General features: G+C 73.6%; 13 protein-coding genes. 9 read left to right on the forward strand and 4 right to left on the reverse strand.

The window, feature by feature from the left end; genetic code table 11:
* Positions 1 to 20: 20 nt before the first annotated feature.
* Positions 21 to 5018 carry an RHS repeat-associated core domain-containing protein gene (locus QSK39_RS19400; protein WP_285479157.1) on the reverse strand — a complete coding sequence of 1666 codons (4998 nt, stop codon included), beginning with the start codon at positions 5016 to 5018 and terminating at the stop codon, positions 21 to 23.
* Positions 5019 to 5165: 147 nt separating this feature from the next.
* On the opposite strand from QSK39_RS19400, the gene QSK39_RS19405 reads away from it, so the two are divergent.
* Positions 5166 to 6071, forward strand: a complete 906-nt coding sequence (locus QSK39_RS19405) for an acetamidase/formamidase family protein (protein ID WP_285479158.1) — start codon at positions 5166 to 5168, stop codon at positions 6069 to 6071.
* Positions 6072 to 6080: 9 nt separating this feature from the next.
* Here QSK39_RS19405 and QSK39_RS19410 read toward each other — a convergent pair whose 3' ends face one another.
* Positions 6081 to 6674 carry a TetR/AcrR family transcriptional regulator gene (locus tag QSK39_RS19410; RefSeq protein ID WP_285479159.1) on the reverse strand — a complete coding sequence of 198 codons (594 nt, stop codon included), beginning with the start codon at positions 6672 to 6674 and terminating at the stop codon, positions 6081 to 6083.
* Positions 6675 to 6763: 89 nt separating this feature from the next.
* Between QSK39_RS19410 and QSK39_RS19415 the strand changes: the two genes are divergently transcribed.
* The 8 genes from QSK39_RS19415 (at position 6764) to QSK39_RS19450 (ending at position 24076) form a co-directional block, all read left to right on the forward strand.
* The gene (locus tag QSK39_RS19415; RefSeq protein ID WP_285479160.1) at positions 6764 to 7984 is read left to right on the forward strand and encodes an MFS transporter; all 1221 of its coding nucleotides are present in this window, start codon (positions 6764 to 6766) and stop codon (positions 7982 to 7984) included.
* Positions 7981 to 8385, forward strand: coding sequence for an ATP-binding protein (locus tag QSK39_RS19420; protein ID WP_285479161.1), 405 nt, complete (start codon positions 7981 to 7983; stop codon positions 8383 to 8385). The genes QSK39_RS19415 and QSK39_RS19420 overlap by 4 nt, the downstream gene beginning before the upstream one ends.
* 94 nt (positions 8386 to 8479) lie before the next feature.
* Positions 8480 to 9217: a DUF1206 domain-containing protein gene (locus QSK39_RS19425; protein ID WP_285479162.1), complete on the forward strand. Its 738-nt coding sequence runs from the start codon at positions 8480 to 8482 to the stop codon at positions 9215 to 9217.
* A gap of 127 nt (positions 9218 to 9344) precedes the next feature.
* The gene (locus QSK39_RS19430) at positions 9345 to 9500 is read left to right on the forward strand and encodes a hypothetical protein (protein ID WP_285479163.1); all 156 of its coding nucleotides are present in this window, start codon (positions 9345 to 9347) and stop codon (positions 9498 to 9500) included.
* A gap of 224 nt (positions 9501 to 9724) precedes the next feature.
* Complete coding sequence (locus QSK39_RS19435) at positions 9725 to 13498, forward strand: non-ribosomal peptide synthetase (RefSeq protein WP_285479164.1); 3774 nt, start codon at positions 9725 to 9727, stop codon at positions 13496 to 13498.
* On the forward strand, positions 13495 to 21966 hold the full coding sequence (locus QSK39_RS19440) for a non-ribosomal peptide synthetase (RefSeq protein ID WP_285479165.1): 8472 nt from the start codon (positions 13495 to 13497) through the stop codon (positions 21964 to 21966). Before QSK39_RS19435 ends, QSK39_RS19440 begins: the two co-directional genes overlap by 4 nt.
* A gap of 24 nt (positions 21967 to 21990) precedes the next feature.
* The gene (locus QSK39_RS19445) at positions 21991 to 22863 is read left to right on the forward strand and encodes a TauD/TfdA dioxygenase family protein (RefSeq protein WP_285479166.1); all 873 of its coding nucleotides are present in this window, start codon (positions 21991 to 21993) and stop codon (positions 22861 to 22863) included.
* 1 nt (position 22864) lies between these two features.
* Positions 22865 to 24076 (forward strand): cytochrome P450 family protein, encoded by a 1212-nt coding sequence (locus QSK39_RS19450; protein WP_285479167.1) that lies wholly within the window; start codon positions 22865 to 22867, stop codon positions 24074 to 24076.
* Between the two features lie 18 nt (positions 24077 to 24094).
* On the opposite strand, the gene QSK39_RS19455 is transcribed toward QSK39_RS19450, so the two are convergent.
* Together QSK39_RS19455 and QSK39_RS19460 are read right to left on the reverse strand one after the other, a co-directional pair.
* Positions 24095 to 25561, reverse strand: a complete 1467-nt coding sequence (locus QSK39_RS19455) for a serine hydrolase domain-containing protein (protein ID WP_285479168.1) — start codon at positions 25559 to 25561, stop codon at positions 24095 to 24097.
* Between the two features lie 39 nt (positions 25562 to 25600).
* The gene (locus QSK39_RS19460) at positions 25601 to 26296 is read right to left on the reverse strand and encodes a glycosyltransferase family protein (protein WP_285479169.1); all 696 of its coding nucleotides are present in this window, start codon (positions 26294 to 26296) and stop codon (positions 25601 to 25603) included.
* Positions 26297 to 26391: the final 95 nt, after the last annotated feature.

The following is a 26391-nucleotide window of genomic DNA, read 5'->3' on the forward strand; positions in this document are numbered from 1 at the left end:
GGTTCCGCCCGGGTACCGCGCTATTCGCCGAGGTTGGGCATCGGCCGGTTCGATCCCCAGTTGATCGGCGGGTCGAACGCCCCGCTGACCGTGTCCAGCTTCGTCCCCTTCGGCGGGAACTCCGTCAGGAAGTTGTCCGGCTTGTTGTGCTGGATGAACTTCTGCACGTTGGAGGAGAGCCCGTCGTAGCCGGCGTCGAGCTTGACGTGGTCCCGGATGCCCTGTTCGGCGGGGTTCTTGGCGTCCGGCCACTTGACGTTATCGCTGGCCGTGACCGAGTAGTCCACCTTGAGGCCCTGGGCTTCCTTGCGGAAGTCCGCGGGCGTCCCGTCGATGCCCCAGGCGTTCATCTTCCGCTGCAGCTCCGTGTCGCCCATCCGGTTGACCGTGTCCTTGAACTGCCCGATCTGGATGTCGGCCTGCTTGAGCTTGCTCTCGAAGTTGCCCGACATCTGGGAGTTCGCCTTGCGGGACAGCGTGGTCATGTTGTCGGCGGTCCCGGAGCCGCCGAGTTCGTTGTTCTTCAGGTGCCCCTTGATGAAGTAGCCCTCGTCGGAGTCGGGCTTGTAGCCGTTCTTGCCGTCGCCCTTGAGCTTGTCGAGCTCGGCCTGCAGGCGCGGGTCGAAGTCCGCGTGCTTGGTCCCGTTCAGGTCGTTGACGTCGGTGAGGTGGTTGCCCGCCGGCGTGGTGCCGCCGGGGCGGCTCCCCCGCCCGGACCCGTCGAGTGAGCCGCCGCCCGACTTCCCGCCGCCTTGCATCACCGTCCGGCCGGAGTTGCCGTGCGACACGTTGTCGTTGCCGGTGAGCGGCGGGTCCTGCCGGCCGGTCTTGGGCCTCTTCGTGGCGGACCCGGTCCCGGCGGCACCGTTCCCGAGCCCCGGGTTGGTGTTCGGCCCCCGCTTCTTGCCGGTCTTGCACGGCGCCGGGGCCTCGAAGGTCGCGTCGTCGTCGAGGAACGCGGTCGGGTCGTCGGCGTAGTTGACGACCTTGCCGCTGTTGCGGGTCAGGCCGAGCGGGTCGGCGGCGAGGAACGGGTCCTCGACGTAGGTTTCGGGGTTCGGCGCCGGGGTCAGGCCGAGCGGGTCCGGCGAGATGTAGCGGGCGTTGGCCGGGTCGTAGTAGCGGAAGACGTTGTAGTGCAGGCCGGTTTCCGCGTCGAAGTACTGGCCGGGGAACCGCAGTGGTGTCTGCGGCCGGGCGCCGGGCGCGGTCAGGCCCCACAGGCTCGTCCGCACCGGGCTGACCGTGCCGTGGTCCGGCCCGACCAGCTCGGTCGGGGTGCCGATCTCGTCGGTGATCACGGCGGAGACCTCGACCCGCCCGTCGGGCAGGGTGCGGGCCTGCGCCACCACCCGGTCCTCATCGGGGTGGTGGATCCAGGTCAGGGTCTCCACCGGTGCGCCGCCGGCGGTGTGCCGCGCTTCGACGAGATTCGTGCCGTCCCAGGCGAAATCGACCCGCTCGACGACGGCGCCCGCGGGGTCCAGGCGTTCCTTGGCGGTGCGCCGGTCCAGCGCGTCGTAGCGGTAGCGCCACCGGGAACCGTCCGGCGTCCGCACCGCGACCAGGTGATCGTGCGCGTCCCAGCCGAACGTCCAGGTGAGCGCCGTCCCGTCGGGCGCGGGCAGGGTCCGGCCGACCAGCCTGCCCTGCGCGTCGTGGGTGTAGCGCACCGCGCCCGCCGCGGCGAGCACGCCGCCGGCGTACTGGCGCGGGCCCGCCTCGGGGCCGGTCCCCGGCGAGGAGGAGATCAGGTTGCCGAGCACGTCGTAGGCGTAGCGCTCGGCCCCGCCGTGGTGCACGGCGGCGGTGACGCGGCCGGCGTGGTCGAACTCGTACCGCACTCCCCCGGCCGGGTCCTCCCGCGCGGCGATGCTGCCGTCCGCGCGCCGGTGGTAGCGCGTGGCCCCGGCCGGGGTGTGCTGCGCGACGAGCCGGCCCACCGGGTCGAACTCCTGCCGCAGCAAGGGATTCGGCCCGGCGGAGAGGCCGAGCGTGCGGCCGGCGGCGTCCTGGTGCAGGGCCAGCTCGGTGCCGGCGATCCGCACCAGCTCCGCCCCGTCCGCGCGCTGTCCCCAGTGGACGTCCACTCCGGACGGAGTGCGCCGGGTCTTCTCGCCGTGGGGGTAGCCGAAGGTGGTGGTCCCCGCCGCGGTGGTCTGCCGCGTGACGCGGCCCTCGCCGTCGTGGGTCAGCTCGAGCACGCCGTCCGGCCCGGTGGCGCGCACGAGCCGCCCGACCGGGTCGTAGCGGTAGGTCTCGGTGCCCGCCGGGCTGATCCGCTCGGTCAGGTTGCCCAGCACGTCGTACCGGGACTCCACGGTCTCCCCGGCCGGGCCGGTGAGCCGCACCCGCTGTCCCGCGGCGTCGTATTCGCAGCGGGTGACGCGGCCGGCGAAGTCCGTCTGGGAGAGCAGCCGCTCTTCGGCGTCGTAGGTGTAGTGCCAGGTCTGCCCGGCGGGGTTGGTCACCGCGACCAGCCGCAGCTCGGTGTCGTAGCGGTGGGTGGTGCGCGCGCCGAGGGCGTCGACCGTGGCGGTGATCGTGCCCATCGGGCCGTTTTCGGTGCGGACCACCCGGCCCAGCTCGTCGGTGCGGGACGTCTCTTCGCTTTCGCCGTCGAACGTCCACTGCCGGCGGCTTCCGTCCGTGGCGAGGACTTCGCGCAGGGAGCCCTCGACCGTCCACGCGTAGGTGGTGTGGCCGCCGAAGCCGGCCACCGCCCGCGGCCGCCCGAAGAGGTCGAGCTCGACGCGGGGCCCGGCGACGTCCGGCAGGACCCCGGTGCCGGCCTCGGCGTGCTCGTGGTGCTGGTCCTCGGTCACGCCGAGCGGGTCGGCGTAGGGGTCCGGCAGGTTCGGGGCCGCGTAGCGGCGGCGGAAGACCCGGTCGCCGTCGGCCACCTCGATCTCCAGCTCGGTGTCGGTCCGCTCGGTGATCAGCACCCGGGAGCCGTCGGCGCGCAGCACCGAGACGAGCCGCCCGTGCGCGTCGTGCTCGAACTCGGTGCGCCGGCCGAGCGGGTCGGTGCGCGCGAGCAGCACGTCGCGCGGACCCCACTCGCGGCGGGTCACGCCACCGAGCCGGTCGGTCAGCGCGACCGTGTTGCCGTTCTCGTCGAACTCGTAGACCGTGTCGCGGCCGAAGGAGTCGGTCACGGTGGTGCGCCGGTCGGCGTAGACGAGCGTGGAGTCGAGGTAGCCCTGGTCGCCGACGCCCCGCACGCAGCGGCCGTGCTGGTCGTAGACGTAGCGGTACCAGGCGCCGACGTGGTTGGTCCAGCCGGTGAGCCGGCCCTCGGCGTCGTGGGTGTAGCGGGCCGGCCGGGGCGAGGAGTTGGCGCGCAGGGACAGGTGCCCGTGCGCGTCGTAGTCGTACCGGGCGACGGGCACGTCACCGGTGTCGGCCAGCGCCCGGACGGCGCGGATCCGGCCGCCGGCGACGTCGAAGGCGATCCGGGCGCCGCCGGAGTGCGTGAGCAACGCGGGCGCGCCGTCGGCGTCGTGGTCCAGCTCGACGTATCCCGCGGCTTCGGTGCGGATCTCCCTGAGCAGGAACAGGTCCGGGTTCCCCTCGGCCGCGACGAACCGGTGCAGGGTGCCGCGCGAGGGGTTCTCCAGGACGTAGTCGGCGCCCTGCCCGTGCATCCGGCGCAGCGGACCGTGCGGGGAGGTGGCCGCCTTCCCCGGCGCGGGCACCGGGAACCGCAGGATCATCGCGTCGGCGCTGTAGTAGGTGACGGTCCCGTTCGCCACGGTCAGCCGCTCGTCCAGCAGCGACGCCCACGTGGGCCCGAACCAGCGCCCGCCTCGGTAGGACGAGACGTGGTTGCGCACGATGAGCTGCCCGAGCGGCCCCGGCACGACGAGGTCGCTTTCGGTCATCAGGACGTCGCCGGTCTGGACGTCGATCGGGTCGCCGCTGCCCTCCTTGCAGACCGGTTCCTTGGTCTCGGAGGTGTTCCGGTCCGGGCCCTTCGATCCGTCGGATCCCTTGGCGCCGGCCGACTTCGTCGAGTCGCCGCCCGGCGGATCGTCGAGCCCGCGCGAGGCCGGCGGCGGATCGGTCTTGGGCGGCGGGTCGGCCTTCGCCGGCGGCGGGTCGGCCTTCGGCGGCGGGTCGCCCTTGGCTCCGGACGGCGTGGTGTCGTCGCCCTTCGCGCCCGAGGGAGTGGTGCCGTCGCCGTCGCCCTTGCCCTTGGGTCCGTCGAGGCCCTTGGGATTGCCGTTGATGTCGGCGTGCTTCGGGGCGGGGGCGCCCTTGCCCGGCTTGATGTTCTTCAGTGCCTTCGCCGCGTCGCCGAACAAATCACCGGCGCGCTTGAGCAACGGGACCAACGCCTGGAGCGCCTTGACCAGCCGCTTCACCAGATCGGCGATCTTCGACGCCGTCTTCGCGACCGCGTTGATCACCTGCGGCACGACCCACGTCATGCCGATGCCCAAGGTGAAGATCACCTGCAGCGCCCAGCTGATCAAGTGACCGACGAGCTCCGCGATGATGTCACGCACCAACGCCCGCACCGCCGCGACGACCTCACCCGCGGTCTTCACGCCGCTGGATGCGCCTTCGCAGCCCTTCTGGGCGGTTTCCAGCAGCGTGACCGTGTCCTGCGCCCGCTGGCGGTAGGCGTCACCGGCGTTCCCGGTCCACGACGAGACGTCCGTCTTCACCATGCCGGTCAGATCCTGGCCGATGCTGCCCAGCTCGGCCGCGACGTTCTTCCACGTCTCCGACTGCGCCGCGATCTCATCGGCGTTGCCGGTCAACCCGTTAAGCGCTTCCTTCAACGGACCGACGTGCTCGATCAGCCAGCCGACACCGGCCGCGAGGATCGCCCCGAACGGATCCATCGCCATCGACAACGCATCCAGCGCGGTCCCGACCGCCCCCATCGCCACCGACGCCCAGTCGCCGCTCTCGATGGCCGACTTCAGGTCGTTCGCCGACTCCAGCAGCGAGATCCCCGAATACGCCGTCGTCGAGTCCTTGGTCTCCGCGACCAATGGATTGCTCATCCGTCCCCCGCCTCAGTCCCCCAGACTGACCCGAAGTTCCCATGTAAACACACCCGGGCCGGTGGACCGCCGGGGGTGTGATCATCGCGAAACCCGGGGCACAGCGCGGCTTGACAGCGCCGGTCGCGCTCGTCGACAGTCCGGACTGTGGCTGAGCACCGACTTCCGGCGACCCCCGAGACCACCGTCGACGTTTTCGACCGGGACACCGCACCCGTGCTCACGGTCGACCCGGGCGACTCCGTCGTGGTCGGCTCGCTCGACGCCGCGGGCTACCTGGAACGCCGGCTGACCGGCCCGACGATGTTCTCCGACCGGCGCGGGCACTGCCTGACCGGGCCGATCGCCGTGCGCGGCGCCGAGCCGGGAATGGTCCTGCAGGTGCACTTCGCGTCGATCACGCCCGGGGACTGGGGCTGGACCACCGCGGCGGTGAAGGACAACGCGCTCACCCGCCGGCTCGGCGTGGCCGGCGGGCCGGCCGCGCGCCTGACGTGGGACATCGGCGACGGCACCGCGACCAGCAACCTCGGGCACACCGTCGCCATCGCGCCCTTCCTCGGCGTCGCCGGGATGCCGCCCACCGAGCCGGGACCGCACTCGACCATCCCGCCGAGAGCGGCCGGCGGCGGCAACATCGACTGCCGCGACCTGGTGGCCGGGTCCACGTTGTCCCTGCCGGTGACCGTGCCCGGCGCGCTGCTGCACCTGGGCGACGGCCACGCGGCCCAGGGACACGGCGAAGTCGGCGGGACGGCGATCGAATGCCCGATGACCACCCGGGTGACCCTGACGCTGTCGGCGGATCCGGTGGTCCCGGGCATCCACGCCGAGACGCCGGAAGGCCGGGTCACCTTCGGGTTCGACGCCGACCTCAACCAGGCCACGGCCGACGCGATGGACACCATGCTGACCTGGCTGCAGCGGCTCCACGGCGTCGACAAGCCGACCGCGCTGGCGCTCGCCAGCCCGGTCGTGGACCTGCGGATCACCCAGATCGCCAACGAGACGTGGGGCGTGCACGCGGTCCTGCCGCACGGCGCGATCCGCTGACCGGCCGCGTCAGCGAGCGGGGCCGGACGCCTGGTCGCCGGGTGCGGGAAGCAGCGCCTCCGCGAGCCGCTTCCCCACCGAAAACGGCCGTGCGTCCCGGGACACCACCGACGTGGCGGTCGTGCCCTCGAGCAGGAGCAGCAGCTCGTCCGCCAGGGCGTCCGCACGGTCCGACCCGGCGCGGTCGAGCTGGGTCCGGAGGTAGCCGCGCAGGGCGGTCTTGTGGTGGCGGACCACCTCGCGGACCGGGTCCGCGGGATCGGGGAACTCCGCGGCGGCGTTGAGGAACGCGCAGCCGCGGTAGCCGTCGCGGGACAGCCACGCCTCGTACGCGTCGAACACCGCCAGCACGCGCTCGCGCGGGTCGTCGTGCCCGGTCGTGATCGCGTCGACCTGCTCCTGCCACCGGCGGTCGCGATCGCGCAGGTACGCGACGACCAGCCGGCTCTTCGAACCGAAGTTCCCGTAGAGGGCGGCCTTCGTCACGCCCGCTTCGGCCGCCACGGTGTCGACTCCCACCGCGTGGATGCCGTCGCGGTAGAACAGCGTCGAAGCCGCCTTGAGCACCTTCGCTCCCGCGTCGCCCGGACGAGTCCTGCCCACCATTCCTCCACACCGGTCTGTCTACCCCTTTACCTGGGACAACAGTAGCATTCCTTGACACCAGACAGACCTGTCTGTTTGGTGGAAATATGGCGAGGACGGCGGAAGGCACGGCCCGGTGGTGGCCCGTCGCGGCGGCCGGCGCGGGCGTGATCGCCCTCTGCTACGGCTTCGCGCGCTACGCCTACGGGCTGTTCGTCCCGCGGTTCAGCGCAACGTTCGGGCTCACGACGGCCTCCGTCGGCGTGCTCGGCGGCCTCTCCACCGCGGGGTACGGCCTCGGGCTGCTGCTGTCCCCGAGAACATCGGCGTGGTCACCGCGCGGCACCGTGCTGCTGGCCGCGGCGGCGGCCACCGCGGGTCTCGCGCTGATGGCGGCGGCACCGGGGGTCGCGGTGTTCGGCGCCGGGATCGTCATCGCGGGCGCCGGCGCCGGACTCGTGTCGCCGGGCGTCGCGCAGCTCATCGGCGAAACCGTCGGCGCGAGCTCCCGGCCGCGGGCGCAGACCTGGGCGAACACCGGAACCGGCCTCGGGCTCGCGGCGTCGGCGTTCACGCCCCTGCTCGCGTTCGGCTGGCCCGCGATCTGGGCGACGTTCGCCGTGCTCGGCGCGGCGACGACGCTGGCCGCCTGGCGGACGCTGCCGCACGCCCGGCCCGCCGAAGCGGCCACCGGTCCCGCCCGCGGCGTGGCGCCGCTGGTGGTCAACTCGGTGCTCATCGGCGTGACGAGCGCGCCGTACTGGACGTTCTCCAGCTCCCACCTCACCGAGGCCGGGCTGAGCCCGGCCGCCGCGACCTGGTGCTGGTTCGGCATCGGCGCCGCCGGGCTGCTCGGCGGCCTGGCCGGCCGGGCCGCCGGGCGCATCGGGCTGCGGGCCGCCAACCTCGCCACGTGGACGCTCGCGGCGGCCGGCATCGCCCTCCTGGCCCTCCCCTGCCCCGGCCTCCCCGGCGCACTGGTGTCCGGCGCGCTGTTCGGCGTCACCTACATGGCGCTGACCGGCCTGTGCATCCTCTGGGCCGCCCGCCTGTTCCCGGCGCGGCCCGCCCGCGGGGTCACGTGGTCCTTCGCCGGGCTCGGCGCCGGCCAGACCGCGGCGTCCCCGCTGGCCGGCGCGGCGGCGTCCGGCATCGGGCTGGGCGCGGTGTTCGGGCTGACGGCACTGGTCGCACTGGTCGCGTGGAGCCAGCTCCACCCCCGCCTCGCGCCACCCGCGCATGTTCACCGAGGGCGTTCTCCGGGTAAGTACCTGCCGGACGCTCCACGAGGTGGTCGTGGAGCCGGACGGAAGGCGACTCGCCGATGACGATCGAGCAGACGCGGCACAGCACCGACGAACTGCGGGTCGTCGCCCTGGAAGTCGCCGACGACCTCAGCGAGCTGGCCGCGGTGCGCGCCTGGGCCGACCGGCTCCTCCTCGACCTGCCCGACCACGTGCGCCACGACGTGGTGACGGTGGTCGACGAGCTCACGTCCAACGCCTTGCGCCACGGCGAACCGCCGCGGCAGGTCCGGTTGCTGCGGCGCCTGAACTGGCTGTGCGTCGAGGTCGACGACGCGTGCCTCGACCCCGCGTGCTCGCAGCCGTCCATGGGGGCGCCGCCGAGCGGGCTGGGGCTGGTCGCGAACCTGAGCGTCGCGTGGGGCCAGTGGCAGCGCTCGACGGGGAAGACGGTGTGGGCCGAGATCACCTTCGACGCCGGCTAGCAGCGGATCGGCGGCGAAATCGGGCGAACACCTGGCCAACCGAGCGGAAGAGGACGAGGCTGCGCGGGTGCCCGACTTCAGAGGATTCAGCCTGTTGGCCCGAATCGGCTTGACCTGCTACGCCTGCGTGCACCTCGTCGTCGCGTGGCTGGCGGCGCAGGTGGCGCTCGGGGACAACGAAAAGGCCGACAAGGCCGGTGCCCTGCAAATCGTCGCGTCGGGCGGTGGAGCGTGGCTGCTCTGGGTGATCGCCGTCGGCACGGGACTGCTGGCGCTGTGGCAGCTCACCGAGGCGATCGCCGGCCACCGGCACGCTCCCCAGCGGCGGCGGTGGGTGCGCCGGGCGACCAGCGGCGTCGAAGTCGTGTTGTACGGCCTGGTCGCCTACAGCGCGGGGAAGACCGCGACCGGCGGGTCCGCCAAGGCGGGCTCGGTGGTGGCCACGGTGCTGGCCGAGGACTGGGGAGCCTTCGCGGTGATCTCGGCCGGGGTCCTCGTCATCGCCGTGGCCGCGTTCCTCGCCTACCGCGGGATCAGGAAGAAGTTCGTCCACGACCTCGACCTCGGCGGAGCGTCCCCGGCGGTGCGCCGGTCGACCGAACGGCTCGGCCAGGTCGGCTGGTGCGCGATGGGGCTCACCTACGCCACCGTGGGCACGATGCTCGTCATCGCCGCCGTCGACTACGACCCCGCCAAGGCCGGCGGCCTCGACCCGGCGCTCAAGACGCTCGCGGTTCAGCCGTACGGGCAGTTCCTGCTGCTGGCGCTGGCCGCCGGCATCGCGGTCTTCGGGGTGTTCGCGCTGCTGGAGAGCCGGTACCGCAAGATCTGACGCGCATTCAGTCCTTCGGGTGAGAACGCGTGTTTGCCCGGCGGGATCGCGGGTATCCGCTGGTGGAAGCGAGCCGTCACCGCCCCGAGGTGCCGGCTCGTTCGGAAAAGAAGGAGCTTTCCCCACCGTGATTGTCCTCGGCGTCATCCTGCTCATCATCGGCTTCATCGTCGGCATCCCCGTGCTGTACACGATCGGTATCGTGCTGGCCATCGCCGGCGTCGTCTTGGCGATCCTCGGCGGGACCGGCCGCAAGATCGGCGGCCGGGCGCACTGGTTCTGAGCCGAACCCGTTCACCGCACCGCCGTCAGGGCCGGAAGCACGCGCTTCCGGCCCTGACCGCGTGGGTGGCGGAGACTTCCGGGCAAACTCCGCTGTCACCCCTCGTCATCACCCGATGGTGTGGTGTTAACTATCCGGACTGACAGAGAGCGTTTCCCCGACCTCGGCTGCGACGGCACAACGCCGTACCGGTTCGCCCGCCCCGCCCGGAAAGGCCGTCCTCGATGCGAGTGTCCGCACCGCTGTCGTCCGGTCAGCAGCGCCTTTGGACCGTCTCCCAGCTGGACGGGGCCGGCCCGGCCTACAACGAGACCATGGCTTTCACCCTCCGCGGCCCTCTGGATCGCGAGGCGCTGCGAAGGGCCTTCGACTCCCTCGCCGACCGCCACGAGGCCCTGCGGACCCGGATCGTCGTCGAAGACGGCCGGCCCGTGCAGGTCGTCGAACCCGCCGGGCACGGGTTTCCCTGCACCGTCACCGATGTCGCCGGACGACCGGGCGAGGCCGCCGAGCTGCGGCGCACCGACCCGTTCGAACCGTTCGACCTCACGCGGGCCCCGCTGGCCCGGGCCCGGCTGCTGGCCGACGGCGACGAGGACCACGTCCTGCTGATCACCGTCCACCACGTCGTCTTCGACGGCTGGTCCCGCACGCTGCTGCTGCGTGAGCTCGGCATCCTCTACGCCGCTCATCTGAGCGGCGCACCGGCGGACCTGCCGCCGGCGCGGCCCTACCGCGAACACGCAAGCGCGCAGCAGGAGTGGCTGGCCGGCCCCGGCCCGGCGCCGCACGAGGCGTACTGGCAGGACCGGCTCGACGGCGTGCCGCCGGTGCTGGAACTGCCCGCCGACCGGCCGCGCCCGGCCCGGCAGGACCACCGCGGCGCCCGGGTGCCGATCGCCCTCGGGCCGGACCTCACCGCGCGCCTGAAAGCGGTGGCCCGCGACCACGGCGCCACGCTCTACTCCACCGTCCTGACCTGCTGGTCCCTCTTGCTGTCCCGGCTTTCCGCACAAACTGACATCGTTGTCGGCGTCCCCACCGCCAACCGCGGCGCCGGCGGCGAGCACCCCGACACGATCGGGTTCTTCGTCAACACGCTGGCCGTGCGCGCCGACCTGACGGGCTCCCGCACCGGTGGTGCCCTGCTCAAGCAGGTCCGCGCGGCACTGCGGGGCGCGATCGACCACGTCGAGCTGCCGTTCGAACGGGTCGTCGAGCTGGTGAACCCGCCGCGCAGCCCGGCGCACACCCCGCTGTTCCAGACGATGGTCGCCTGGGTCCCGACCCTGCACGACCTCCTGGAGCTGCCGGGTGTGGCCGCCGAGCCCCTCGAGGTCGAGCACGCCCCCGCGAAGTTCGACCTCGCCCTCGGCCTCGCCGACGAGAACGGCGACGTCGCCGGGCACCTCGACTACGCCGTCGCCCTCTTCGACCACGCCACGGCGCAGCGGTACGCCCACTACTTCGTCCGGCTGCTCGACCAGCTGGCCGCGCGACCGGACCTCGACGTCTCGAGCTACGAACTCCTCGACGACGCCGAACGCCGCGAGATCCTCACCGGCTGGAGCACCGGGCCGAGTCCGCACCGGCGCCCCGGCGGGCTCGTCGACCGCTTCACCACCCACGCCGGGACCACCCCGGATGCCCCCGCGCTCGTCTGCGACGGCCGGACCCTCACCTACGGCGAGCTGGACCGCCGCAGCACGAAGCTGGCGAACGCCCTGCGCGCCCGCGGAGCCGGGCCGGGCGAGGTCGTGGCCGTCCTCAGTGGACGGTCGGCGGAGCTGGTGGTCGCCGTCCTGGGCGTGCTGAAGACCGGCGCCGCCTACCTCCCGCTCGACCCGGCCCAGCCGGCCGCGCGGCGGGCAGCGATGGTCGAGGACGCCCGGCCGGTCCTGGTCCTGGGCGACGACGTCCCGGCGCTGGAGGCCGAGGGCGACGAGACCCGGTACCCGGTCACGACCGGGTCGGACGAGCCGGCCTACGTGATCTACACGTCGGGCTCGACCGGGCGGCCGAAGGGGGTCGCCGTGACCCACCACAGCGTCCTCGCCCTGTTCGACCAGTGGCTCGACCGCTTCGGCGCGACGCCCGGCGAGGCGACGTCGGCGTGGTCGAGCATCGGCTTCGACGCCTCGGTGCACGAACTGCTGCTCCCCCTGACCACCGGCGCCGTGCTGCACGTCGTGCCCGAAGACGTCCGGCCCGACCCCGCGGCGCTGATGGCGTGGCTGCGGGAGCACCGCGTGGTGCAGGCGTTCCTGCCGCCCGCCTACGTCCGGTGGATCGACGAAGACCTCGGCCGGGTGGCCGGGCTCGCGCTGCGGCAGGTCCTCACCGGCGTCGAGCCGCTGACCGGCGCCGCACTCGCCCGGTTCGAAGCGGCCCTGCCCGGCCTGCGGATCTGCTTCGGCTACGGGCCGACCGAGGCCACGCTCTACGCCACCGCGCACTTCGCCCCGAAGCCCCTGGACCGCCCGGCGCCGATCGGGCGGCCGCTGCCCGGCTCGCGGCTGTACCTGCTGGACGAGCGGCTGCGCCCGGTGCCGCCGGGCGTGGTGGGCGAGGTCTTCCTGGCCGGCGACTGCCTGGCGCGCGGCTACCTGCACCGGCCGGGCCTGACCGCCGAGCGGTTCGTGGCGGACCCGTTCGCCCCGGGCGAGCGCATGTACCGGACCGGCGACCTCGCTCGCTGGCTGCCCGACGGCGAGGCCGAGTACGCCGGCCGCCGCGACGACCAGATCAAGCTGCGCGGGTTCCGCATCGAGCCCGGCGAGGTGACGGCCGCGCTGCTGGCCGTCCCCGGCGTCCGGGAGGCCGCCGTGCTGGTGGACCGCGAGGGCGAGCCCCGGCTCGTCGCCGGTATCGCGGGCGGCAGCCGGACCCCGCACGAGTGGCGTGCCGCGCTCGCCGACCGGCTGCCGGACTACATGATCCCGTCGGTGTTCGCCGAGTTCGACCGGCTGCCCCTGAGCCGCAGCGGCAAGCTCGACCGCGACGCCGTCCTCGCGCAAGCCCGGGAGAGCGCCCCCGCCGCGGTCAACACCGCCGCCCCGCGCGACCACGTCGAACTGGCCCTGCTGCGGATCTGGCGCACCCTGCTGCTGCACCAGGCGATCGGCGTCTCGGACGACTTCTTCGCCGTCGGCGGCACGTCGATCTCGGCGATCAAGCTGGCCCACGCCATCGGCGCCGAGTTCGGCCGCGAGCTGCCGATCCGCGACGTCATCCTGCACCCGAGCATCGAGGCGCAGGCCGCGCTGCTGCGTGCGGAAAGCCCGCCGGACGGCGGCAGCCTGATCGAGTTCCGCCGCGGCGCCGGCGACGCGCGCGTCGTCTGCGTCCATCCGGCGGGCGGGACGGCGTTCTGCTACCTGCCGCTCAGCGCCGCGCTGCCCGACGACGCCGGGGTCCTCGGGATCCAGTCCCCCGGGCTCAACGCCGGTGAAGAGCCGCTGCCGAGCGTCGAGGCGATGGCCGAGGAGTACCTGCGGCTCGTCGGCCCGCGCCCCGATGAGACTTTGGTCCTTTGTGGACTCTCCTACGGCGGCCTGGTCGCCTACGAGATGGGCCGCCGGCTGGCCGAACACCACCCGCGCGTCAGCGTCGTCCTGCTCGACACCACCGCGACCGACGACCCGGCCGCGAAGGCGGCGATCGAACCGGTGCCGGCGGCCGAGTTCCGCGAGAAACTGGTGCGCTTCAACGGGATGTACCCGGGGATCGAGGACGCGCAGATCGAGCGCTACCACCGCACGTACAACCACAACCGGCTGACCGCGCGCGAGCACGATCCCGGGGATTCCGCCGCGCGGGTGGTGTTCGTGCAGGCCGTCGGGGAGGACACGATCCCCGGCACCGCGGAGTTCTGGCGCCGCCGCGCCCGCGGCGAGTTCGACGTGGTCCCGGCCGGCTGCGGGCACTGGGACATGCTCGAAAGCGACGCACTGCCACTGGTCGCCAAGGTGATCTCGGCCGAGCTGGCGGCCCGATGACCTCGATCGCCCGCCGCGTCCACGACCGGGCGCTGCGGCACCCCGACGCCGTCGCCGTGGCCGACGGTGCGCGCCGGCTCACCTACGCCGAGCTGAACGCGGGCGCCGCCGCCGTCGCGGAATCCCTGTCCCGCAAGGGAGTCCGGCCGGGCGACGCGGTCGCCGTCGACCTGCCCCGCTCGGCCGAACTGATCCAGGTCATGCTGGGCGTGCTGCGCCTGGGCGGCCAGGTCGTGCCGCTGGACCGGCAGAGCCCGCCCGCCCGCCGCGACGTCATCCTCGCCGATGCGGGCGCGGCCGCCGTCGTCCACGACGGGCTGCCGGGCCTGCCCCCGCTGACGCCCGCCGAACTCCTGGCCGTCACGGTCGAAGCCGGCGTGCCCGCCGAGCCCGCGCCGGCGTCGTTCCTGTTCTCCACCTCCGGCACGACCGGCCGGCCCAAGGGCGTCGAGGTGCGCGACGCCGGGGTCCTGCGGCTCGCCGAACCCGGCTGGCTCGACCACGGCACGCGGTACGCCTGCCTGGCCAACCCCGCGTTCGACGCGATCAGCTTCGAGGTGTGGGTGCCGCTGCTCACCGGCGGTACCTGCGTCGTGCTCGACGACGAGACCGTCCGGGACCCGCGGGCGTTCGCCGAAGCGCTGGTCCGCGAGCGCGTCGACACGATGTTCGTGACCGCGACGCTGTTCAACGCGGTCGCCGAGACCGTGCCGGACAGCTTCTCGACCGTGCGGCGGGTCGTCATCGGCGGCGAACAGCTCAACGCCCCGCTGATCCGCCGCTGGTACCGGGCCAACCCGGACGCGCCGACCCGGCTGCAGAACGGCTACGGCCCGACCGAGACGACGACGTTCGCGCTGAGCTACGCCATCCCGCGGGGCTTCGACGGCGACGTCGTGCCGATCGGCCGTCCGCTGCCGGGCACCGGCGCGGTCGCCGTGACCGCCGACGAACGTGTGGCCGCCGAAGGCGAGCTGGCGGAGCTGTACATCTCGGGAGCCGGGGTCGCGCTCGGCTACCGCGGCCTGCCCGCGGAGACCGGGCAGCGGTTCGTCCGGCTGCCGTGGCTCGACGAGGGCCGCGCGCGGTTCTACCGCACCGGCGACCTGGTCCGCGTGCTGCCGGGCGGGCGCTTCGCCTACGCCGGGCGCACCGACCGGCAGGTCAAGGTCCGCGGGTTCCGGATCGAGCCGGGCGAGCTGGAGCAGCGGCTCCTCGCGCACCCGGAGGTCCGGCAGGCGCACGTGGCGGTGCGCCGCGCGGCCACGGCCGAGCTGCTCGCCTTCATCGTGGCCGGCGATCTTCCCTTCGACGTCTTCGAAGCTCATCTGAGCGAAACCGTGCCGGCCTACATGCGGCCGCACCTCGTCTTCCGCGTCGAGGAGCTGCCCCGGAACGCGAACGGGAAGGTCGACGAAGGCGCGCTCCTGGCCGGCGGGTTTATGCCGTGGCGGCCGGACTCCAGCGGTGCCGCGACCCGGTGGGAGCGCGAAGTCCTCGACGTCGTCGGGGACGTCCTCGGCCTTCCGGACCTGCACCCCGGCGACACGTGGCTGCGCTCCGGCGGCGACTCGCTCAAGGCACTGCGGCTGCGGTTCGCGATCCGCGAGCGGTGGGGTGCGGACCTGGCGCCCTCGGTGGTGCAGCGCGGGTCGTTCGCCGATCTCGCTGGCGCCGTCGCGGCGGCCGAGCGGGCGGCCTATCCGGAGCCGGGCCCGCCGACGACCGCGACGACAGCGCCGGCCACCAGCGAGCAGCAACGGCTTTGGCTGCTGCAGCAACGGAATCCCGCGTCCACGGCGTACCACGTGCCGCTCGCTTTCCGCGTCACCGGGTCCCCCGACCTCGACGCCCTGCGCCGGGACGTGCGCGGCCTGGTCGAGCGGCACCCGGCGCTGCGCACCGCCTTCGAGGCGACGTCCGACGGCCTGCGGCAGGTGGCGAAGGCGCCGTACGACCCGTGGACCGAGCCTTCCGAGGACTTCTTCACCGCGCCGTTCGACCTCGCGTCGGGCCGGCTGCTGCGCGCGGCCTGGCGGCCGGACGGCTCGCTTCTGCTGTGCCTGCACCACATCGCGGTCGACGGCTGGTCGCTGAACATCCTGTTCCGCGAGCTGTCCGGCGCCTCGCCGCGGCCCGGCACGCACACGCCGCTCGACTTCGCCGGGTGGCAGTCCCGGTGGTTCGCCTCCTCCGGCTACCGAGCCCAGCTGACCGAACGCTCCGACGACGCCGAGCCACTCGGCGAAGCGTCCCTCGCCGGGCGGCTGCACACGACCCGGATCGACCACGAACGCGTCGACGCATGGGCCGGCGAGCTGGGCCTGACCCGGTTCCAGCTCCTGCTCGGCGTGTTCGCCTGGAGCCTCTACGCCGTGACCGGGCGGACCCGGCCGCGGATCGCCGCGCCGGTGGCCAACCGGCCGGTGCGGGAGTTCGAAGACGGTGTCGGGATGTTCGCCAACACCGTCCGGCTGCCGCTGTCGGTGGATCCGGACGAAGATCTGGGCTCCCAGCTCCGCCGGCTCGGCGAAGCGGCCGGTGCGGCCCTGGACGGCCAGGACATCGCCTTCGCCGACCTCGATCCCGGGTACGCGGCGTTCGACTACCTGTTCGTCCTGGAGAACACCGACTTCGGCGCGTTGCGGCTGCCAGGGTGCTCGGTCAGTCCACAGTGGATCGAGGCCGCCGAAGCCAAGTGCGCGCTCACGCTGTCGGTCGTGGAACGGCCGGACGGCTTCGACTGCCTGTGGGAGTACGGCGAAGGCCACTTCACCGAAGCCGAAGCGACCGCCCTCGGCGACGTCTTCGACCGCGCCCTGCACGGCGACGCGCGGACACCGGACCACCGCGACCACGGCCGTGGTCCCACGGCGCAGCTGACGTGGGAGACCGTGGCGGACGGCTTCGCTCGCCAGGTCGCGCTGACGCCCGACGCGCCGGCGTTGACCGGCGAGACGACCCTGACCTACGCCGAACTGGACGCACACGCGGCGCGGCTGGCCGCCACCCTGCCCGGCGACGCGACCGACATCGCGCTGTACTTGCGGCCGTCGGCCGAGCACGTCGTCGCGCTCCTCGCCCTCGCGCGGCTGAACATCACCGCCGTACCCCTGGATCCCGCGTACCCGCCGGCGTTGCTGCGTGACGTGCTCGACCGGGTCCGGCCGAGCTGCGTCCTGCTCGCCCCGGGCGAAACGTTCGAAACGGACGTCGAACGGCGGGACGTCACGCTCACCGGCGGGCCGGTGCCGGACGTCCCGGCCCGGCACGCCGGACGGCCGCTCTACACGCTGTTCACCTCCGGCTCGACCGGGACGCCCAAGGGCGTGCGCGTCCCCGACCACACCCTGGCCAACCTGCTGCAGTGGCAGGACGCGCCACCCGCGGTGACGCAGCAGTTCTCGATGCTGTCGTTCGACGTGTCGTTCCAGGAGATCTTCACGACGCTGTGCGGCGGCGGCCGGCTGCACCTGGTCCGGCCGGAGTGGCGCCACGACGTCCCGGCGCTGCTGGCGCAGCTCGAAACCGCCGGCATCGAACGGATCTTCCTGCCTTACGTGGCGTTGCAGCTGCTGGCCGAGCACGGCGTCCGGCTCGGGCGGTACCCGTCGCGGCTGCGGGACGTGATCACCGCCGGCGAGCAGCTGGTGTGCACGCCGGCCATCCGCCGCTGGTTCGCCGGGCTGCCCGGCGCGCGCCTGCACAACCACTACGGCCCGACCGAAACCCACGTCGCCAGCGCGCTGACCCTCGACGGCGATCCCGCGGGCTGGCCCGACCGGCCCGCCATCGGCCGTCCCGTGGCGAACGCGGTGCTGCGGGTCGCCGACGCCGCGGGCGCGCCCCTGCCGCCGGGGCAGGTCGGCGAGCTGCTCATCGGCGGTCTCGCGGCGAACCGCTGCTACCTGGGCGAAGCGGCTCCGGAGAAGTTCGCCGAACTGCCGGAGCTGTACTACCGCAGCGGCGACCTCGCGCACTTCGACCGCGCCGGGCTGCTGCACTTCGACGGCCGGGCCGACCGGCAGGTCAAGCTCAGCGGGCACCGCCTCGAGCTCGGGCAGGTCGAGGCCGCGCTGCTGCGGCACCCCGACGTCGTCAACGCGGTCGTCGCGGCCGACGGCGACCGGCTGACCGCGTTCCTCGAATGCCGCCGGACGCCGACCGCCGCGGAGCTGGGCGAGCACCTCGTGCCGCTGCTGCCCCCGCACGCGCGGGTCGACCGCTTCCGCGTCGTGGCCGCCCTGCCCCGCACGCCCAGCGGGAAGCTCGACCGGGACGCCGCCGCCCGCACCCCCGGCGAGGACCTGCACCGGACGGCCGCGGCCCCGTCGAGCGAGCTGGCGGCGCTGTTCGAGGAGGTGACCGGCGCGCCGATCGGTCCCGACGAGACATTCTTCGCCGCCGGCGCCACCAGCCTCTCGCTGATGCGGTTCCACCTGCGCTGCGCGGAAGCGGGCTACCGCTTCACCGCGGCCGACCTCTTCGAGCACGTCACGCTCCGGGACCTGACCCGGCACCTCGAAAGCGGACCGGCCGCGGCCCGGGTCGTTTCCGAGGCCGCCGCCGACGAACCGGTGGCCGTCGTCGGCCTGGCGGTGCGGCTGCCCGGCGCACCGGACCTGGCGGCGTTCTGGGACCTGGTCGTCGCCGGGCGCCGGGGCATCGAAGAGTTCGCGGCGCCGGACGGCCTCGTCGGCGCGCGCAGCCTCCTGGACGATCCCTTGGCGTTCGACCCGGAGCACTTCGGGATCAGCCACCGCGACGCCGCGCTGATGGACCCGCAGCAGCGGCAGCTGCTGATGGCCTGCGTCGAGGCGCTGGCCCACGCCGGGGTCGCCGGGGCGGACCGGATCGGGCTGATCGCGGGCTGCGGCGAGAACACGTACTTCCAGCAGATGCTGCGCGAGGGCGACCCGGCCGCGCTGCCGGACGGCTTCCAGCTCGCGCTGCACCACGAGAAGGACTTCCTGGCGACGAAGGTGGCGTACCACCTCGACCTCCGCGGTCCCGCGCTGACGACGCAGACGGCGTGTTCGAGTTCGCTGGTCGCGGTCCACCAGGCCGCCGGGATGCTGCGCGGCGGCGAGGCGGACGTGATGCTGGCGGGCGGGGTGCTCGTCGACGTCACCCTGGCCGAGGGATACCGGTACCGGCCGCAGCACATCTTCTCGGCGGACGGCCACTGCCGCCCGTTCAGCGACGACGCGGACGGCACGGTGGGCGCGAGCGGCGTCGGCGTGGTGGTGCTGAAGCCCCTGTCGGCGGCCCGCCGCGACGGCGACACGGTGTACTCGGTGATCACGGGCTCGGCGCTGACCAACGACGGCGCGGTGAAGCAGGGGTACAGCGCCCCGTCCCCGGCCGGGCAACGCGCGGCCGTCCAAGCCGCGCTCCGGCGGGCCGGGCGCTCCGGCGCCGACGTCGGGTACGTGGAGACGCACGGAACGGGCACCCGCCTCGGCGACCCGATCGAGGTCGCGGCCCTGCGCGAGGCGATGCCCGATGCGACGGGCTGCGCGTTGTCGTCGGTGAAGAGCCAGCTCGGCCACCTGGGCGCGGCGGCGGGCGTGGTCGGCCTGATCCGCGCGACGCTGGCCATCCACCACGGCGTGCTCCCGCCGACGGTGGACTTCCGGGCGCCTAACCCGGCCTTGGAACTGGGGCCGTTCCGGGTACCGACGCGGGCGGAGCCGTGGCCCGCGGGACCGCGGGTGGCCGGGGTGAGCAGCTTCGGCATCGGCGGGACGAACGCCCACGTGGTCCTGGAGTCGGTCCGCCCGGCATCGGTCCCGGCTCCCTCGCCGGCGCGATGCGTGGTGCTTTCGGCTCGCAGCGCCGCGGCGCTGCGTGTGGAGGCAGCTCGCGTGGCGGAGTACCTGGCGGCGCACCCGGAGTCCTATGCGGACGTTCTCCGGCACCTGCAGTCGGGCCGCCCGGAGAATCGGTGGCGCGTGGCGGCGGCCTGCGAGGACGCGGCCACCGCGGTCGAATGGCTGCGCACGGCCGAGCCACGGCAAACACCGGAGTCATCCGAAGCGCCGCTTTCCCGGGACAATCGCGCTCCCGCCGAGCTGGCCGCCGCCTGGCTGGCCGGGGCGTCCGTCGACTGGGGTCACTCCGCCGCCCCCGCGCCGTGGGACTTCCCCCCGCCCGCCTTCGCCGCCCGCGACTTCGACTTCCCGCGCCGGGCCGCCGTCACCCGGCTGCCCGAAACCGACTGGCTGCACCAGCCCACCTGGGTCCGCCTCCGCCGGGCGACCACCGCCGCCAGAACCGACCGCCTGCTTGTCATCTCCGGCGACGGCCCGCTCACCGCCCCCGCCCTCGACGCCGTCTACCCACGCGTCGTGCGGGTTCACGCCGCGGACCACTTCGCCCGGCTCGGCCCCGACGCCTTCGAAGCCGACCCGGCCGACACCGCCCACCTGCGTCAGGTCCTCGAAGCCCTGCCGGACCAGGAAATCGACTGGCTCCACACTCTCCCCCTCACGATCACCGGATCGCTCGGCGAAGAGTCCCTCACCCGAGCCCGTTGGGCCTGCCTCGACACTCCTGCCGTACTGCTGCGGGCCGCCCATGACCGTCCACTCAGGACCTGGTGGGTCTCCGCCGGGGCCGCGCCCGCGAACACCGCCGTCACGCGCCCCGAAGCCGGGCTGCTCGCCGGAATCACCGCCGTCGGCCCGCAGGAAAGCGGCGTGCCCGGCCACTGGGTCGACCTGCCCGGCCCCGACCTGGACGCACTGGCCGACCTCCTCACCGGACCGCCCCCACCGGCACGCACCGCCCTCCGGGCCGGCTTCTGGTGGACGCAGGAAAGCACGCCGGTCACCGCCGGCGAGGCCGTCCACGCGGACGGGACCCACCTCGTCCTCGGTGGCACCGGCGGCATCGGGACCGCCGTCGCCGAAGAACTGCTCGTCCGGACCACCGGCCGGGTCGTCCTGCTGGCGCGCGAACCCCACCTGCCCGAGACGCTCAAGCCGTGGGCGGACCGCGTCGACCTCCTCGCCGCCGACCTCACGACGATCACCGCCGAGGAAGTCGACGCCCGGATCGGCACGCCCCTGGCCGGGATCGTGCACGCGGCCGGGGTCCCCGGCGGCGGTCTCATCGCCACCCGCGGCGCGGGCACGCAGTCCGCCAAGCTCGCCGGCGCGCTCCTCACCGAGCGGCTCATCGACCGCCACCGGCCCGCGTTCGCCGTCTACTGCTCGTCGCTCTCGGCGCAGTTCGGCGGGACCGGCCAGCTGGACTACGCCGCCGCCAACGGTTTCCTCGACGCGCTCGCCCACCGCGACGGCCCGACCGCCCGGCTCTCGATCGGCTGGGACGTCTGGCGCGACAGCGGCATGGCCGTCACCGCGCTGGAAACCGATGCCCGGCACCAGGCGCACCTCGCGGTCGGCCTGAGCACGGACGAGGGCCGCCGCACCTTCGCCCGCGCGCTGGGGTCGGGGCTGCCGCAGCTCCTCGTCGCGACAACCGGCCTCGAGACCGCCCGCGGGTTCCACGAACGCGACACCACGCCGACGACGACGGCCAAACCGGCCGCCGCGGATCTGACCGAGGAAGTGCGTGCTCTCCTGGGCGTCGCCGAACTCGACCCGGACGTGCCGCTCTACGACCTCGGTGCCGACTCCCTGACGCTGCTGGACGTCGTCGACTCGGTGAAACGCCTCTACGGCGTCGACCTCGACCTCGCCTGGCTCGGCCCGGAAGTGACGATGGCCGCGCTGCTGGCGAAGCTCTCCGAGGCGGCCGACACCGGCGAGGTCGTGGTGCAGGTCTGGCGCGAAGGGACGACGCGAGACGTCCTGTGCCTCGTGCACCCGGTCGGCGGGGACGTCCACGCCTACCGCCCGCTCGTCGAGGCCCTGCCGCCCGAACTCGGTGTCTGCGTGATCGCCGACCCGGCGCTGAGCCGCCCGGAACCGCCCGGGTGGTCGGTCGAGGACCGGGCCCACCGCTACTACACGGCGCTGCACGAGCGGTTCCCCGGCCACACCTGGCAGCTGGCCGGGTGGTCGTTCGGCTCGTGGGTGGCGGCCGGCATGGCCGCCGCAGCCGAGCGGGCCGGGCAGCCGGTGCGTGCCCTGCACCTCATCGACCCGCCGCCGCCCGGCGCGAGCGCCTCGGACTACAGCGACGCCCAGCTGGAAACGGTGTTCGAGCGCGAACTCGGCGCCTCCGGCGGCGCCGCGGGCGAGCACGCCCGGCGGCTCGCCCGCGCGTGCCGGGCCAACCTGCGCAGCATGACCGGGCACGAGCTGCCGCGGCTGAGCACGACCCCCAGCCACGTCTGGCTCGCCGCCGAGCCCGAACCCGGCCTGCCGGTCACGGACCGCGGCGGCTGGCGGGCCCTGCTGCCCGAGCCGAGCCACTGGCGCGAGCTGCCCGCCACCCACTACGGCATCGTGCGCGCACCGCACGTCACGGAAGTGGCCGCGGCCATCGGACTGTGAGACCCACAGGGAGGAAAGGAAACCATGGAGCAGTACGAACTCGACGCGGTCAAGCGGATCACGACCCGGCCACCGCGCGACCACCGGACGCTGGCGGTGCGGGGCCTGACCCCGGTGATCGGCGCCGAGGTCACCGGCCTCGACCTGTCCCGGGAGCTCACCGAGGAGCAGCTGACCGAGCTGAAGACGGCGTTCCTGGACCACCACGTGCTGGTGTTCCGCGACCAGGACATCACGCCGGACGACCACCAGCGCCTGGCCGCGAACTTCGGTGAGCTGCGGCCGGTGAACCCGCCGCCCGAGCACGGCAACCCGTACATCCTCGAGGTCGCGACCGCCCCGGAGTCGGCCACCGTGTTCGGCAACGGCTGGCACGCCGACGGGACCGCCGACGCCGAGCCGTCGCTGGGCTCGATGCTCCACATCACGCGGATGCCCGAGCCGGGCAGCGGCGGCGACACGCTCTTCGCGAACATGCACCTCGCGTACGACATGCTGTCGCCGAAGCTGAAGGACCTGCTGGCCGGGCTGACCGCGATCCACGACGGCGCGCACGCCTTCCGCGGCCACAAGATCCCGGAAGGCTACGAGCCCCCGGTCAGCGAGCACCCGGTGGTGGTGCGGCACCCGGAGACCGACCGGCCGCTGCTGTACGTCAACCCGGCCTACACCTCGCGCATCCCGCAGCTGTCGGGCGACGAGAGCCAGGCGGTGCTCGACCTGCTGTTCTCGGTCGTGCCGAACCGGCCGATGCTGGCCTGCAGGGTGCGCTGGGAGCCGAACACGCTGGTGTTCTGGGACAACCGCTGCGTCCAGCACCACGCGACGTACGACTACTACCCGTACACCCGCTCCGGCAACCGCGTCGCGATCAACGGCGGCCCGCTGAAAGGCTGACATGTCGTCCGAACCTGTGGTGGACGTCCGCGATCCGGCCGTCCTCGACGACCCGATGCGCGGCTACGACCGCGTCCTCGCCGAGGCACCGGTCTGCTGGGCCCGGCTGCCCGACGGCGGCGAGGGCTGGCTCGTGACCGGCAGCGCCGAAGTCCGTGCCGTGCTGTCGGATCCGGCCGTGCGCAACGATCCCACCGGCCTGCCGGGGCAGGGCGCGCAGACGCAGGAGGAGGCGTTCCTCGCGCTGGGCACGCCGCCGGAGCACCTGCCCTACCTGCGGGCGAGCCTGCTCAGCCTGGACGGTGCCGAGCACACCCGGCTGCGCCGCAGCATCAGCCACGCCTTCGGCGCGTCCCGGGTCGCCACGTTGCGCCCGCGGGTGCAGGAGATCGTCGACGAACTGCTCGACGGCCTCGGCTCCGAGACCGTGAACCTGCTCGACGAGTACGCCTATCCCCTGGCGATGGCCGTGGTCTGCGAACTGGTCGGGGTTCCCGAAGCGGACTGGGCGGACTGGTGGCGCTGGGGCAAGGTGCTCGTCGAGGGCGACCCGGCGCGGATCACGCCGACGCTGGGCGAGATGTTCGCCTACTGCCACGCCCTGGTCGACCGGCGCCGGGCCGAGCCGGCCGGGGACCTGCTGAGCGAGGTCGTCGCCCAGGACGACCTGACCGACGTCGACGCCGTGGCGCTCGTGGTGTTCCTGGTGCTCGCCGGGCACGAGACGATGGCGCACATGCTGTCCAACGCGGCGCTGGCGCTGATGCGCGACCCGGCCCAGCGGGAGCTGCTGCGCGCGGAGCCCGAGCTGTGGCCGGCCGCGGTGCGGGAGCTGGTCCGCACCGACGGCCCGGTGCAGCTGGCCCGCCTGCGCTACGCGGCGGCCGACCTCGAGGTGGGCGGGGTGAAGATCAGCGCGGGTGACCCGGTCCAGGTGGTGCTCGGCGCGGCCAACCGCGACCCGGCGCAGTTCGCCCACCCGCACGCGGCCGACGTGCGCTGGCAGGCCGAGCACGGCGGCCGCGAGGGCAGCGTCGGATTCGGCTGGGGGCCGCACTTCTGCCTCGGCGTGGCGTTGGCGAAGGTGGAGGCCGAGGTCGCGCTGCGCAGCCTGGTCGACCGCTTTCCGGCGGTGCGGCCGGTGACCGAACCGGCTTGGGTCCCGCTGCCTCGCGGCCGCCACCGGGTCGCCTTGGAGGTGCGCCTGCGCTGAGCCACCGCGTCAGCTACGTCAGCCTCGGGGTGCGCGGGCGTAGAAGCCGACCGGCATCGTCACTTCCGCGCTCGACGCTCCGCACTCCAGCATCCACAACGCCGCCGCCGGGCCGAGTTCGCGGCCCAGCACCTCGAGCGCGGCCGGGTCCGGGGCGACCGCCCGTGCCTGTTCCACCCCGCGTGCGAACGCTTCCGGGTCCCAGCCACCCGGGTCCGGGTCGCCGAGGGAACGCGCGCCGTCGGTCATCCTCGCGACCGGCAGCGGTTCGGCCACCCCGAGCAGGCCGTGGGTGCGTTCGCCGATCAGGACTCCCATCCAGCGCGAGCTTTCCGCGGTGGGCCGGGGCCCGGTCCAGCGGGGCCGCCCGTCCATGTCGGGGAGCTTCGCCGGGGCGCCGGACACCGCCCAGCGGCCGGCCCACTCGACGGCCAGGCCCGGCGCACTGCGGCTTGCGGGGTTGTGGAACCGGGCCATGTCCCAGCGGTTGCCGACCGCGACCGCGGCCAGGTCGCGGTGCGGCCAGACCCGCGCCTCCCACCAGAACCCCCACGGGAACGCCGCGGTGTGCCCCCACCACCAGTCCTCGCCCAGGTCCGGGTCGGCGAGTTCGAGCGTCAGGCCGGAAAAGGAGCGGACGCCGTGCGGGCTCGGGCGCGGTGCCCGCGGTTCCACCATGGCCGCGAGCGAGTCCGGCCCGACCAGGCCGCGGTCGCCCCTTGCGGTGCGCAGCAGGGATTGCAGCAGCCGCGCGAAGTCCGCGGCGCTGGTGTGCATCCCGACCCCCGGGTAGGCCGACGTGCGCAGCGGCGGGCTCGGCAGGCACCAGTCGCCGAACGCCAGGTACCCGGTCGCGCCACCGGCCGCGCGCGTGCCGTCGTCGATGGTCGTGTCCCGCATGCCGGTCGCGGTGAACACCTCCCGGTGGACGCGCGCGCCGTACGGTTCGCCGGCCAGGTGCTCGACCACCCCGCCCAGCACCCCGACGCCGAAACTCGAGTAGGAGTACGGCCCCGGCGCCGTCACCAGCGGCAGCACCCCGCCGTACTCGACGGCGCGCCCGGCCTCGTGGCGGCGCCGGACGTAGTCGAGGATCGGCTCGGCCGGCGTCGTGGGCGCGACGGCGGTGACGATGTCGCTGTAGTAGCCGCCTTGGTGGGCCGCCAGCATCGCGGTCGTGACGGGCGCCGGGTCCGGGCCCCGCAGTCCCACGGGCAGCACTTGGTCGACCGGGGTGTCCAGGCCGGCCTCGCCCGCTTCGACCAGCTGCATGAAGGCCAGTCCCGTGACGGGTTTCGTGAGCGACCCCGCCGGCGCGACCGTCTCCGCGGTCATCGGTGTGCCCGCGGCCAGGTCCGCGAACCCGGTCGCGGCCGTGCGCAGCTCGTCGCTCGTCGCCACCGCGACGGCGACCCCGGGAGTACCGGTGACCGCGGCCAGCCGCGGCAGGACGGTGCCGAGCGCCGTCATCACATCGTCGAGCATGCTTCTCCTTGCCGGATCGAAAGTCCACAAAGGACTACGTCAGCCTTCGGCGGTGTTGTAGTTGACGATCCGCTCCACCATGAGGGCGACCGCGCCGGCCAGCGGGCTGTCCGCGTCCCTCCTGGCCACGTCCGGCAGCCGGTGGGCCTCGTCCGCGGCGACCGCCACCATGCCCCACAGCGCGTTGAAGCCCGCAGGGTCCGCCGGCTTCTCCGCGGCCGCCTCGACCGTCCCGACGCCGTCCTCGGCGGCCACGGTCAGCGCGCCCATCTGCCGCAGGGTGCCGGGATCCCGCTCTTCGGCGGCCACCACGCTCCAGCCCGCCACTTCGGTCTGCCGCACGGCGGCGAGCAGGCTGCCCACCCCGCTGACAACGATGTCAGGCAATACGAGGGCCACCGGTCCCCACGTCATCGGCAAGGCGGACCGGATCGCGCCGTCCAGCCCCGGTTCGGCCACGTCGTCCTGGTAGACGAAGACCAGCTGGAACGTCCCGGCGTAGCGCGCCAGGTACTTCACCGTGTCCAGCTTGTGCGTCCCGAACACGACGACCACGCGGACGGTCAGCCCGCTCTTCACCAGTTCGACGACGGCTTCCAGGCTGCGGTCGAGGATGGTGACCCCGGGAGCCAGGCAGTGCAGTTCCTTCGCGTACGGCGCTCCGAAGCGCGTTCCCAGCCCGGCGCAGGGCAGGATGATCGAAACATCAGGGGTGGGTACGGACGAAGCAGGCATCGAATGGCCCTCAAGTTCTGTTGACGGTCAGGAGCCCTTACGCACCACAGTAGTCACCGGAGGCAGCCGCGCGCGAGAGGATGTCGATCGCCGTA

This window comes from Amycolatopsis sp. NBRC 101858 (genome assembly GCF_030269325.1).
Taxonomy (GTDB): Bacteria; Actinomycetota; Actinomycetes; order Mycobacteriales; family Pseudonocardiaceae; genus Amycolatopsis; species Amycolatopsis ponsaeliensis.